A 13,770-nucleotide genomic window follows, 5' to 3' on the forward strand; every position below is an offset into this window, starting at 1 on the left:
AAAGCGAGGCAGCAGGGGGAATGTTACGAACAAAATAGGCGCTATTTGCAGCAATAAAAAAGGGGCTTTCGCCCCTGATGTTGGTTCAGGCAAGCAGCGCGCACTGCGGCGGCAGGCGGCAGCTCAGCGCGCCCGCCATCACCTCAATCACGAATTCGCGCCCGGAAAGCGGCTCGCCATCGAGGTTAAAGGTCATCTCATGCGGAGAACGGATCGTCAGTGACTCCAGTTGCGTGGTGACGATGCCGGGATTGTCATCGTCGCCGGTCAGCGAGTGCAGCAGGGTAGGCAGCAACTCCTGCGCGGTAACAACACTGACGTCAAGTCTGCCATCGTTGATCAGGGCAGAAGGGCATAACCGCTGACCGCCGCCCGCCTGACGACCATTACCGATACCGATCACCAGCGCATCACCCTGCCAGGCGAAATCGGGGCCGCTGATCTCGCAGGTATCCGGTTTCAGCGTATCCATGCGCATCAGGCCGTGAATAAAGTAGGAGACGCCACCCAGCGCCGATTTCAGCTTTTCCGGGGTTTCAGTCGTGATACGGGTGCCAAACCCGCCGGTCGCCATATTGATGAAGTAGTGGCTCTGGTTTACCCTGGCCAGATCGATGGCACTGGCTTTGCCCTGAATCGCCAGTCGCAGTGCCGGTTCCATCTCTTCCGGGATGCCGACGCTGGTGGCAAAATCGTTGGCGGTACCCAGCGGCAGGATGCCCAGCACCGGGCGATGATCCGCTTCAGAAGAAGCCAGCGCTGTCGCAATTTCATTGATGGTGCCATCGCCACCACCGGCCACCACGGTCGCGGCCTGCAGCGCAATGGCCTCTTTGACGTACCGATCGCCGTCACCTTTTTCAAACGTGACACGCACCGCAATGTCGAAGCCTTCTTCACGCAGGGTCGTAATAGCTTCGCGCAGATCATCATTACCCGCGCCTTTCCCATTCAGGATGAGCAGCGTAAGCGGTTTATTATCCATTTTGCGTTCCTTGAAGATCTACAGAGTAAGAAGGGATTTATAACACAGCTGCCAGCAGTAAATTATTGGCGAAAGAGAGAAAAAAGAAAACCCGCACGGGGGAGCCGGGCGGGTAAATGAGGTGGTTCCTGGTAAATCTGCCGTTTATTGTTACTCGTTAGCAGCAGGCGGGACTATAAAGCAGCGCCGAGCAGGGGTCTGTGATCCTGTTCTGATTTCCTCAAAATGTTTCCGTTGGTAAACGATTATGAGGGTCCCGGGTATCTTCACCATGATCAAAGTTGCGCAGCAGCAGTGCAAAACGCAGATCCACCTCCTCTGGCACCCGCAGCCAGACGCGATGGCCATCGCCCGGGGCAACTTCAGTGGGCTCACCACGTGCATTCTGCAGCGCGTCCAGCTGGCAATTCAGGTTCCCCTGAGGCGTCATGATCTCCACGCTGTCGTGCAGCATAAACTTATTCTTCACCGCCACTTCAGCCCATTCGCCCCGGCGTTCGCCGGTGAATTCGCCGACAAACTGCTGGCGGTCGGACACCGAAAAGCCCTGCTGATAATTCTGGTAGCTGTCGTGAGTGTGGCGGCGCAGGAAACCTTCGGTATAGCCACGATGTGCCAGGCCTTCCAAGGTTAACAGCAGTGAGGGATCAAACGGCTTACCGGCAGCGGCATCATCAATCGCCCGGCGATAAACCTGAGCGGTGCGGGCGCAGTAGTAGTAGGACTTGGTGCGTCCCTCGATCTTCAGCGAATGAACGCCCATCTCGCTGAGCCGCTCCACGTGGGCAACCGCGCGCAGATCCCGCGAGTTCATGATGTAGGTGCCGTGCTCATCTTCGAACGCGCTCATCACCTCGCCGGGCTTCATCTTCTCTTCCAGCAGAAACACCTTGTCGGTGGGCTGACCAACGCCCAGCGTTGGTGTCACATCCTGTACGGCGACAGGTGTGTGGATACCAACGATATTCCCCACCTCATCCTGCTGACCCTCCGCCACTTTATACTCCCAGCGGCAGGCGTTGGTGCAGGTTCCCTGATTCGGGTCGCGTTTGTTCATATAGCCGGAGAGCAGGCAACGACCGGAGTAGGCCATGCAGAGTGCGCCATGGACAAAGACTTCCAGCTCCATCTCCGGGACCTGCTGGCGGATCTCAGCGATCTCCTCCAGCGACAGCTCGCGTGACAGAATCACCCGGCTCAGCCCCATCTGCTGCCAGAATTTTACCGTGGCCCAGTTAACCGCATTGGCCTGCACCGACAGATGAACCGGCATCGTCGGGAAAGCGTCGCGCACCAGCATGATCAGGCCGGGATCGGACATGATCAGCGCGTCGGGCTGCATCGCCACTACCGGCGCTAAGTCACGAATAAAGGTTTTCAGCTTGGCGTTGTGCGGCGCAATGTTCACCACCACGTAGAATTTTTTACCCAGCGCGTGCGCTTCACTGATGCCCAGCGCGAGGTTTTCGTGGGTGAATTCGTTGTTGCGCACCCGCAGGCTGTAGCGCGGCTGGCCGGCATAGACGGCATCGGCACCATAAGCAAACGCGTAACGCATGTTCTTCAGGGTGCCAGCGGGGGAAAGCAGTTCGGGTTTCATGATTTTCTCACTGATGTCAGGTCAGCATGTCGCCTCAGGCGGCAGGTGCAGGGCAGCCCTGCAAAAGGTGCGGAATTGTAGGCAGTGAGAAAAGGGAAGTAAATTGATCGGGATCAAACTAGATCAAATGACAGGCATCGGCTTCCCAGCGATAGCCCATGCCGTAGACGGCGCGGATAAAAGGTTGCTCGCTATCGAGATTCTCCAGCTTGCGCCGCAGGTTCTTGATATGGCTGTCGATGGTGCGGTCCGTGACCACGCGATAGTCATCATAGAGATGGTTAAGCAGCTGTTCGCGTGAAAAGACCTTGCCCGGCTCCAGCGACAGCGTTTTCAGCAGGCGGAACTCCGCCGGGGTGAGATCCAGCGGTTTTCCGCGCCAGCTGGCGAAGAAGCGGCTCTCATCGACGCGAAGTAACGAGGCGCTTTGCGGCTCTTCCGCCGACCGTTTTACCCGGCGCAGAATCGTTTTAACTCGCGCCACTACTTCACGCGGGCTGAAGGGCTTACAGATGTAGTCATCCGCGCCCAGCTCCAGCCCCAGCAGCCGATCGATCTCCTCGGTACGGGCGGTGACCATAATAATCGGCAGCTCGGAATGACGACGGATTTCACGGCACAGCGTTAAACCGTCGGTGCCTGGCAGCATCAAATCCAGCAGCATCAGGTCGGGTGGCGTCTGGCGCACATACTCCAGCACCGCGTTGCCGTCGGCGATGTGATGGGTACGGTAATTCGAGGCATGCAGATAATCGATCATCAGCTGCGCCAGTTTCGGCTCATCTTCGACCACCAGAATCAGCGGGTCGTGGTTTTCCAGGCTCATAAGCGTCTACACAAGGGGAACATAGCGCAAGTGTAGCGCGATTTTCAGTCCACCTAAATCAGAGTGCGCCGCATGAATATCGCCGCCATGCGCGTCAGCGATATTTTTACAGATGGCCAGGCCCAGGCCCGAGCCACCGCTGGCGCGATTGCGCGAGCCTTCGGTGCGGAAGAAGCGCTCAAAAATCTGGGCCTGATGTTCCCCATCCACGCCCGGTGCGCTGTCATCAAACTCGATGCGCCAGTTGGGTGCCTCATAGTTCAGCGTCACTTCAACCCGGCCCCCGCTGTCGGTGTAGCGCAGGCTGTTCTCCAGCAGATTAGTGAACAACTGCATCAGGCGGTCGGGATCGCCAAAGAAGGGGGCGTTATCGGGCAGATTGAGTTTCAGCGTCAGCCCGTGTGCACGATAGCGTTCGGCAAAGCTGCCCGCCGTCACTTCCAGCAGTTGCACCAGATCGGTTGCCTGTTTGCGGTAGGCAAGGGCGCCCTCATCGGACAGCGACAGCTGGTGCAGATCGTCGACCAGCTTGGTCAGCACCACCACTTCGCTCTGCAGCGAGGCGATCGCTTCCGGTGTCAGTTTGCGGACTCCATCCTGCATCGCTTCCAGTTCACCGCGCAGGATCGCCAGTGGTGTGCGTAACTCATGGGAGATATCGGCCATAAAGGCGCGGCGCATGCTCTCATTTTTCTCCAGCGAGCTGGCAAGGAGGTTAAAGTCCCTGGCCAGCTGGCCCAGCTCATCCCGGCTGCTGACCTCAACGCGGGTAGCAAAATTACCGGCCGCCAGATGATGGGTGCCGTCGACCAGTCGTTTGACCGGAGCCAGCAGACCGCGCCCCATCAGCCAGGTCGCCAGCGCCGCCAGCAGCGTAGACAGCCCGACGATAATCCAGCTGGTGCGGCGCTGCTGCTGATCAAAGTTAATGTCGGTGCTGCGCGTCAGCCGCTCCGGCGGCGAGCCGATGACCCAGCCGACCACTTTATTATTGCTGGTGGTGATATTGCGTCGCGTGCCTTCGGGCGGCACCGGCGATTTTGGCCCGGCCAGCACTTTATATTGCTGATCGAGGATCCAGAACTGGGTGCGCCAGCCGTGCGGCGGCAGCTGACTGTTACTGTCGGGATTCTGCTCCAGCGAGCGCAGCATGGTGAACACCAGCCGATCGTTGTGGCGCAAAAAATCCCAGTTGCCGTGCTGCTCATACTGATCGGCCAGGGCATCGCTGAGCAGATTTAACCGCTGCTCGTTGCCGCGCTTAATGTAGTCGACAAAGCCATGCTCGAAACTGAGGCGAACCCCCCAGTGCATGGTAATCAGCACCAGCATGCAGGTGGCGAAAATCGCCATAAACAGTTTGGCACCGATGCCCAGGCGCAGGTTATCTCTCATTTATTTCTCCGGCGTCGCAAATCAACGTTGGTACTCACCTGTGGCGGCACGCGCCAGAACACCAGCGCGGGCAGGATGATAATCAGCGACATGCAAAGGTAGGTATAAATAAACATCTGATGTTCCGCCGTGCTGTTCGCTGCGCTCTCCTGAGCAAATGCCCCCAGCAGCAGCCCGGCCACGGTAACGCCGATACTCATCGACAGCTGCATAATCATCGACAGCAGGCTGTTGCCGCTGGACGCCAGCTCATCAGGCAGCTCCTTCAGCGTCAGGGTATTCATTGAGGAGAAGCGGATGGCGTTGACCATGCCCTGCAGAAACAGCACCAGCGGCAGCAGCCAGACCCAGCCCAGAATTGCCACCAGCGGGAACAGCAGGACCACCAGCGCCAGCGCCACGGTCGACATCACCAGCACGTTGCGGTAGCCAAAAAGATTGACGATGCGCACCACAATGCGTTTCATCCCCATATTCCCCAGCACCATCGGAATCATCATCAGACCGGCGTGAAACGGGCTGTAACCCATGCCGAGCTGCAGAAAGATAGGCGTCATAAAGGGCAGCATGCCGCTGCCGATGCGGCCGGTAAAACTGCCGAGCAGACCAATGGAGTAGATGCGATTATCAAACAGCTTCAGGCTGAACAGCGCATTATCATTGCTGCGCGCATGCATCAGGTAGAACAGCAGAGAGAACATACCAATGAGGATCATGGCACCCAGCAGCAGCGGAGAGCCGCCACTGCTGCGCTGACCATCCAGCGCCAGCGTCAGGGTTGCCATTCCGGCGGCCAGCAGGATAAAACCGCCGAAATCAAAGCGCCGCGTCTGCATGCTGTAGTTGGGCATCAGCATCAGGGTGGCGATAGCGCCTGCAATGCCGACCGGGATATTGATCAGAAAGATCCAGTGCCAGCTGGCGTACTCCACCAGCACACCGCCCAGCGCCGGACCCAGCAGCGGACCGATCTGGCCGGGCAGAGTGACAAACGTCATGGCGGACATATAATGCTCGCGCGGCACGATTTTCATCACCGTCAGACGACCCACCGGCACCATCATTACCCCGCCAATCCCCTGAACCACCCGCGACAGCACCAGCTGATCGAGGGTGCCGGAGAGGGCGCACAGCAGTGATCCCAGGCTGAACAGCACAATGGCGCAGAAGAAAATGTTGCGCACGCCAAAACGATCGGCCAGCCAGCCGCTGACCGGCAGCATGACGGCGACCGTCAGCACGTAATAGACGATGACCGAGTGCATGTGCAGCGGGCTGACACCCAGATCGTGCGCCATCGATGGGATCGCGGTATTCACGATGGTGGTATCCAGCGTCTGCATAAAGAAGCCGATGGCAACAATCCACAGTTGCCAGCGGACGTTAGTGCTTTGCGTACTCATCGATCCCCCCCGATAAAGGCGTCACGTCCGATGCCTGCTGCCGCCATACCTGTTACGGCTGCTGCGCGGCGGCCAGCGGGCGTTTTTTACGGCGCAATTTATCCATCATTAAATAGACCACCGGCGTGGTGTAGAGCGTCAGCAACTGGCTCATCACCAGCCCGCCGGCAATGGTAATTCCCAGCGGCTGACGCAGCTCTGCGCCGTCGCCGCTGGTCAGCACCAGCGGCAGCGCGCCAAACAGCGCCGCCAGCGTCGTCATCATAATCGGCCGGAAGCGCAACAGGCACGCCTGGAAAATCGCTTCCCGCGCGCTGAGCTGGCCGTTGCGCTCTGCCTCCAGCGCAAAATCGACCATCATAATGGCGTTCTTTTTCACGATACCGATCAGCAGCAGAATACCGATTAGCGCTATCAGGCTGAAGGGCGTATCGAACAGTTCCAGCGCCAGCAGCGCACCGACACCCGCCGAGGGCAGGGTAGAGAGGATCGTCAGCGGATGGACATAGCTCTCATAAAGGATCCCCAGCACGATATAGACCGCTGCAATCGCCGCCAGCATCAGCCAGAGCTGATTGCTTTGCGACTGCTGAAACACCTGCGCCGTACCGGCAAAGCTGCCGCGCACGCTGGAGGGCACGCCAATCGCGGTCATGGTGCGTTCAATCGCCTCCGACGCCTGTGACAGCGACACCCCTTCCGGCAGGTTAAATGAGATGGTCGAGGCGGCAGACAGCCCTTCATGGTTGACCGAGAGTGGCGCATTCGCGGGCTGCCAGTGGGCAAACCACGACAGCGGAATCGCTTTACCTTCGCTGTTTATCACGAACATCTGCGACAGGGCGCTGATATCCTGGGTGTAGCGCGGATCGACCTCCATCACCACTTTGTACTGGTTAAGCGGCTGATAGATGGTGGAGATCTGACGCTGACCAAAGGCGTTATTCAGCAGGGCATTGGCCTGAGAGACATCGATGCCAAGCCGCGCCATACTTTCCCGGTCATAGGTCAGCGCCATTTCGCTGCCTTTATCCTGCTGATCGGAGTTCACATCCGCCAGCTGCGGCAGGGCAGAGAACGCCTGACGGATTTTTGGCTCCCACTCACGCAGGGCGTTAAGGTCGTCCGACAGCAGGGAATATTGATAACCGGCATTCGATTCCCGACCGCCGACGCGCAGATCCTGCACCGCATTCAGATAGAGACTCGCCCCGGGTTCTTTCGCCAGCTTATTGCGCAGGCGGGCGATAATCTCCACTGCACTCTCTTTCCGCTCCGACAGCGGCTTCAGCGAGATAAACATAGAGCCGCTGTTGGTACGCATCCCGCCGGTGAAGCCCACCACGCTCTCTACCGCCGGATCGGCCCCGACAATCTCCATAAAATCCTGCAGTTTACTGCGCATCGCCTGAAACGAGATGCTCTGGTCGGCAGAGATAAAACCGGAAAGTCGTCCGGTATCCTGCTCCGGCATAAAGGTTTTCGGAATATGAACAAACAGCCAGCCGGTCAGGACGATGGTGGCGAAAAACAGCACCATCACCCAGCGCTCATGGTTCAGTACCACGCTAAGCGAGCGGCCATAGCCCTGCTGGACCGCCATCAGCAGCCGGCCCGCGCCGCGCTGACGCGGCTGACTGCGCGGCGCGTGCGGCTTCAGCAGATAGGCGCACATCACCGGCGTCAGGGTGACCGAGATAAACAGCGAGATGACGATAGCCACCGACAGCGTAATGGCAAATTCTGAGAAGAAGCGGCCAATCAGTCCGCCGATCATCAGCAGCGGCAGGAACACGGCAATCAGTGACAGGCTCATCGACAACACGGTAAAGCCGACTTCCCGTACCCCTTTCAGCGCGGCGGCCAGCGGCTTCATGCCCGCTTCCACGTGTCGGGCAATGTTCTCCAGCACCACAATCGCATCATCCACCACAAAGCCGGTGGCGATGGTCAGCGCCATCAGCGACAGATTGTTGAGGCTGAAGCCACACAGGTACATCGCGGCAAAGGTGCCGATCAGCGAAACCGGCACCGCAACGGCGGGGATCAGCGTGGCGCGGCCCGAACGCAGGAAAACAAAAACTACCAGAATCACCAGCGCCACGGCGATCACCAGCGACTGCTCCACCTCATGCAGCGAGGCGCGAATGGTAGGTGAGCGATCCTGAGCGATCTGCAGATCGATGGCGGCCGGGATCACCTCATGCAGCAGCGGCATTTCGGCGCGGATGCGGTCCACCGTATCGATGACGTTGGCTTCAGGCGTTTTGCGGATCAGCAGCAGCACCGCCGGTTTACCGCGCGACATCCCGGCGTTGCGTACGTCCTGCACTGAATCTTCGACTGTCGCCACATCCGACAGTCTGACCGCCGCGCCGTTGTTGTAATGCACTATCAGCGGCTGATACTCACTGGCGGTCTGTAGCGCGTCATTGGTACGCAACTGCCAGCGCTGCTGCGAATCATCCAGTGCGCCCTGCGGCCGTCGCTGATTGGCGTTGGAAATGGCGGTGCGCACTGCATCCAGCGAGACGCCCTGATTAAACAGCGCCTGAGGATTCAGGGCCACGCGGACCGCAGGCAGCGAGCTGCCACCCACGGTGACGTCGCCCACGCCCTCAATCTGTGACAGTTTCTGCGCCAGCTGGGTCGAGGCGTAATCGTAGAGCTGACCCGGATTATAGGTATCCGAAGTCAGCGTCATGATCATAATCGGCGCATCTGAAGGGTTCACTTTGCGATAGGTCGGGCGCGACGGCATCCCGGTAGGCAGCAGGCTTTGCGCCGCGTTAATCGCGGCCTGGACATCGCGCGCGGCTCCGTTGATGTCGCGATCAAAATCAAACACCAGAATGATGCGGGTGCTGCCCAGCGAACTGGTGGAGGTCATTTCACTGACGCCCGCGATGCGTCCCAGCGAGCGCTCCAGCGGCGTGGCCACCGACGACGCCATGATCTCCGGTGCGGCACCCGGCAGCGAAGCCGAGATAACGATCACCGGAAAATCAACCTGCGGCAGCGGCGCCACCGGCAGCAGCCGGAAACCCAGCATCCCCGCCAGTGCGATGGCCAGCGTCAGCAGCGTGGTGGCGACGGGCCGGTTGATGAACAGGGCAAAGAACTTCACTCTGCGGCCTCCGTGCGGGCAAAGCGGCGGCGGGTGGCGTGCGCCAGTCGATCAAACAGCAGGTAGATCACCGGGGTGGTAAACAGGGTCAGCACCTGGCTCAGAATCAGCCCGCCGACCATGGCAATCCCCAGCGGATGACGCAGTTCGGCACCGACGCCGGTGCTGAGCATCAGCGGCAGCGCGCCGAGCAGGGCGGCCAGCGTGGTCATCAGAATCGGGCGGAAGCGCAGCAGGCAGGCCTGATAGATGGCATCAACAGGCTTCATACCCTGTTCACGTTCGGCCGCCAGCGCAAAGTCGATCATCATGATGGCGTTCTTTTTCACGATGCCGATCAGCAGGATGATGCCGATTATCGCTACGATATCCAGCTCATTGCCGCTGAGCATCAGCGCCAGCAGCGCGCCGACACCCGCCGTAGGCAGCGTTGAGAGAATTGTGATGGGGTGAATAAAGCTCTCATAAAGCACGCCCAGCACGATGTACATCGCCACAATAGCCGCCACAATCAGCCAGACAGTGCTGCTCAGCGCCGCTTCAAAGGCCAGCGTGCTGCCCTGGAACTGCGTCATCAGCTCTGCGGGCATGCCAAGCTCGGCTTCAGCCTGCGACACCGCTTTCACCGCATCTTCCAGCGAATAGCCGTCAGCCACGTTGAAGGAGAAGGTCGCCGACGGGAACTGGTCGAGATGATTAATGCTGAGCGGCGTGTTGCGCTGTTCAATGCGGGCAATGGCGCTCAGTGGTACGCTGCCGCCGTCGCTGCTGTTAAGGCGAATCGCATTCAGGCTCTCCATGCCTGGAGTGGCACTATTGTCCTGCTCCAGCACCACCCGATACTGGTTCGCCTGAGTATAAATGGTGGAGATGAGCCGCTGACCAAAAGCGTTGTACAGCGCGTTATCGACATCCGCCATGCTGATGCCGAGGCGGCTGGCGCTGTCGCGGTCCACTTTGACATAGGCTTCCAGTCCCTGATCCTGCCAGTCACTGCTGACATCGCGCAGCTGTGGCAGGGTGCTGAGCCGGGTCAGCAGCGCCGGAACCCAGGTGCTGAGCGACGACAGTGAACCCGATTGCAGCGTGAACTGATAGGGCGTGCGGCTCGCCTGGGTATCGATGGTGAGATCCTGCACCGCCTGCAGCCACAGCTGCACGCCCGGTACCTCACTGACCTGCTGTTGCAGGCGCTGCTGAATGGCAGGAATGCGGTCGTCGCGTTGATCCAGCGGTTTGAGGTTGATCTGCAGACGCGCGCTGTTCAGCGAGGCATTGGTGCCATCCACGCCGACAAACGAAGTCATGCTCTCCACTGCCGGATCTTTCATGATGATGGAGGCGACATCGCGGGTGCGCTGCGCCATGCTGGCATAGGAGACCGACTGCGGTGCCTGCAGCGTGCCCTGAATAATGCTGTTGTCCTGCTGCGGGAAAAAGCCTTTCGGGATGATCATCCACAGCACCAGCGTCAGCACCAGGGTGCCAAGCGCCACCGACAGCGTGAGCCAGGGATGATTAAGTACCCGTTTCAGGCCGCGGCCATAGGCGGCCACGATACGATCAAACATCGCTTCGCTGGCCCGCGAAAAGCGGTTCTGTTTGCGCAGCGACTCCGCGCTCAGCATCCTGGCGCACATCATCGGCGTCAGGGTCAGTGAGACCACCGCTGAAATCAGAATCGCCACCGCCAGCGTCACGGCAAATTCGCGGAACAGACGGCCGATCACGTCGCCCATAAACAGCAGCGGGATCAGGACCGCAATCAGCGAGAAGGTGAGGGAGATGATGGTAAAGCCGATCTCGCCGGCACCTTTCAGCGCGGCGGTGAGCGGCTTTTCCCCTTTCTCGATATAGCGTGAGATGTTCTCAATCACCACGATGGCATCATCGACCACAAAGCCGGTGGCGATGGTCAGCGCCATCAGCGTCAGGTTGTTAATTGAAAAGCCGAGGAAGTACATCGCCGCGAAGGTGCCGATCAGCGACAAAGGCACCGCAACCGCCGGGATCAGCGTGGCGGGCACGTTGCGCAGAAACAGATAGATAATCATGACCACCAGCGCCATCGCCAGCATCAGCTCATACTGCGTGTCGTTGACCGAAGCACGAATATTGGTGGTGCGGTCGGTGAGCAGTTTAACCTCCACCGACTTCGGCAGGGCTGCGGTCAGGGCGGGCAACATGGCACGGATATTATCTGCTGTGGCGATGATATTGGCACCAGGCTGACGCTGAACGTTGAGCACAATCGCTGCATCGCGGTTGGCCCAGGCGCCAAGCCAGCTGTTTTCTGCTCCCTGTTCTATGGTCGCCACGTCGCCAAGACGCACCGGTGCGCCGTTTTTGTAGCTGATAATCAGCTGGCGATAATCCTCCGCTGATTTCATTTGGTCATTGGCTGACAGGGTAACTGAGCGGGTCGGACCATCCAGGCTGCCTTTGGCCGAATTTACGTTGGCATTGCTGATGGCGGTCCGCACCGTTTCGCTGGTCAGACCCAGCGCAGCCAGCGCCTGCGCATTCATTTTCACCCGCACCGCCGGACGCTGACCGCCCGATAGCGTCACCAGTCCGACGCCGCTGACCTGAGAGATTTTCTGCGCCACCCGCGTTTCCACCATGTCCTGCACCTGCGTCAGCGGCATGCTGCGCGTGGTGACGGCAAGCGTCATGATCGGTGGATCGGCAGGATTCACCTTGCTGTAGACCGGCGGATTAGGCAGGTCGTTGGGCAGCAGGTTAGTGGCGGAGTTAATGGCAGCCTGCACCTCCTGCTCTGCCACATCCAGCGGCAGCGTCAGCTGGAACTGCAGCGTCACCACCGAGGCACCGCCGGAGCTTTGCGACGCCATCTGTTTCAGGCCAGACATCTGACCAAACTGGCGCTCAAGCGGCGCGGTGATGGAGGAGGTGACCACATCCGGGCTGGCACCCGGATAGAGCGTGACGACCTGGATAGTCGGATAGTCGACTTCCGGCAGCGCCGAGACCGGCAGGAAGCGGTAGCCCAGCACCCCGGCCAGCAGGATCGCAATCATCAACAGCGTGGTGGCGACCGGCCGCAGGATAAACTGGCGTGAAGGTCCGCCACTGTGATCGGGAGGCATGACCTGCATTACTCACGCTCTCCTTTTGACGGAAGGGTGGCGCGGGTAGCGCGCGGTGCGTTGCTCTGCGGCGCGACCACCTCGACTTTTGCGCCTTCCGTCAGGCGATCCAGACCATCGGTCACGACGCGTTCACCCGCCTCCAGACCGGCGCTGACCACCACTTTCTCGCTATCCTGCAAGCCGGCAATCACGCTTTTCTTGCTGACCTTGTTGTCGCTGTTAACCACCCAGACAAAGTTGCCTTCGTTGCCCATCTGCAGCGCGGCAGGTGGGATAACAATCGCATCCTGCAGGGTGTTGACCTTCAGCCGCACATTCACGAACTGATTGGGGAACAGCGTGTCGTCCTGATTATCAAAACGCGCTTTGATTTTGATGGTGCCGGTGGTGACATCAATCTGGTTATCGAGGCTCAGCAGTTTGCCGCTGGCGATCAGATTCTGATTACTGCGATCCCAGGCCTCCACCAGCAGCGATTCACCGCTTTTCTGCGCCTTGAGAATAGAACTGATGCTGTTCTCAGCCAGGGTAAAGACCACATCAATCGGGTGCGTCTGGGTGATCACCACGATACCGGTAGTGTCGCCGCTGGTGACATAGTTGCCGACGTCCACCTGTTTCAGCCCGACCCGGCCGGCAATCGGCGCGGTGATCCGGCTGTAGGTAAGATTGAGTTGCGCACTGGCGACGCTTCCCTCATCCGCTTTCAGCGTGCCGAGCGTTTCACTGACCAGTGAGCGCTGGGTATCCAGCTCCTGTTGCGACACCAGCGAGTTTTTTGCCAGCTTCTCGAAGCGCGCCAGGTCACGACGGGCGTTGGCCAGCGTCGCCTGATCTTTCGCCAACTGGCCCTGCGCCTGCGTTAACGCCACCTGATAAGGCCGCGGGTCGACTTCTGCCAGTAGCTCGCCCGCTTTTACCTGCTGCCCTTCGGTGAAGTGGATTGCCAGCAGATCGCCATTGACCCGGCTGCGCACCGTGGCCGTGTTAGCCGCGGTCACCGTACCCAGTCCACTCAGATAGTGCGGCACGCTCTGGCTGGTGGCCGTAGCGGCCTGAACCGGCGCGAGGGGACGACGGGCGCCGTCACCGCCGCCTTTGCCGCCACGTGGCGCAGGTGCGTCACTCTGACTGCTGCTCTGCGGCTGGGCATGGCGCTGCCAGGCATAATAGCCGCCAGCGGCCACGGCGATCAGGGCCAGCACGATAAGGGTTTTCTTCATAACAGGATGTCGGGTGCTCATGATTGTTGGTGCTCTCCAGCAGTGACGTAGTCCCAGGCGCAGGCATCAAATGGGTAGCCTGCAAACGACAGAGTGTA

General features: G+C 59.5%; 8 protein-coding genes. All 8 read right to left on the reverse strand.

The features are described from left to right. Positions 1 to 85 precede the first annotated feature (85 nt). The 8 genes from yegS to ACX8ZY_RS07310 all read right to left on the reverse strand — a co-directional run bounded on the left by yegS (position 86) and on the right by ACX8ZY_RS07310 (position 13,693). Complete coding sequence (yegS, locus tag ACX8ZY_RS07275) at positions 86 to 985, reverse strand: lipid kinase YegS (protein ID WP_033772226.1); 900 nt, start codon at positions 983 to 985, stop codon at positions 86 to 88. A 220-nt stretch (positions 986 to 1,205) separates the two neighbouring features. Continuing rightward, the gene (trhP, locus tag ACX8ZY_RS07280; protein ID WP_033743970.1) at positions 1,206 to 2,588 is read right to left on the reverse strand and encodes a prephenate-dependent tRNA uridine(34) hydroxylase TrhP; all 1,383 of its coding nucleotides are present in this window, start codon (positions 2,586 to 2,588) and stop codon (positions 1,206 to 1,208) included. Between the two features lie 115 nt (positions 2,589 to 2,703). After that, a complete protein-coding gene (baeR, locus tag ACX8ZY_RS07285; RefSeq protein ID WP_158131553.1) occupies positions 2,704 to 3,411 on the reverse strand; it encodes an envelope stress response regulator BaeR in 708 nt (235 codons plus the stop codon). 6 nt (positions 3,412 to 3,417) lie between these two features. Continuing rightward, positions 3,418 to 4,806, reverse strand: a complete 1,389-nt coding sequence (gene baeS / locus ACX8ZY_RS07290; protein ID WP_033758415.1) for an envelope stress sensor histidine kinase BaeS — start codon at positions 4,804 to 4,806, stop codon at positions 3,418 to 3,420. Then, entirely contained in the window at positions 4,803 to 6,209 is a 1,407-nt protein-coding gene (mdtD, locus tag ACX8ZY_RS07295; protein WP_459260901.1) for a multidrug transporter subunit MdtD, read from the reverse strand. The genes baeS and mdtD overlap by 4 nt, the downstream gene beginning before the upstream one ends. Positions 6,210 to 6,261: 52 nt before the next feature. Then, positions 6,262 to 9,336: a multidrug efflux RND transporter permease subunit MdtC gene (mdtC, locus tag ACX8ZY_RS07300; RefSeq protein ID WP_158131554.1), complete on the reverse strand. Its 3,075-nt coding sequence runs from the start codon at positions 9,334 to 9,336 to the stop codon at positions 6,262 to 6,264. Continuing rightward, positions 9,333 to 12,455 (reverse strand): MdtB/MuxB family multidrug efflux RND transporter permease subunit, encoded by a 3,123-nt coding sequence (locus ACX8ZY_RS07305; protein WP_031592107.1) that lies wholly within the window; start codon positions 12,453 to 12,455, stop codon positions 9,333 to 9,335. Before ACX8ZY_RS07305 ends, mdtC begins: the two co-directional genes overlap by 4 nt. Continuing rightward, complete coding sequence (locus ACX8ZY_RS07310; protein WP_010248177.1) at positions 12,455 to 13,693, reverse strand: MdtA/MuxA family multidrug efflux RND transporter periplasmic adaptor subunit; 1,239 nt, start codon at positions 13,691 to 13,693, stop codon at positions 12,455 to 12,457. Before ACX8ZY_RS07310 ends, ACX8ZY_RS07305 begins: the two co-directional genes overlap by 1 nt. Between the last annotated feature and the right edge of the window lie 77 nt (positions 13,694 to 13,770).

It is taken from the genome of Pantoea sp. XAF26B01_ASV70 (genome assembly GCF_054512635.1).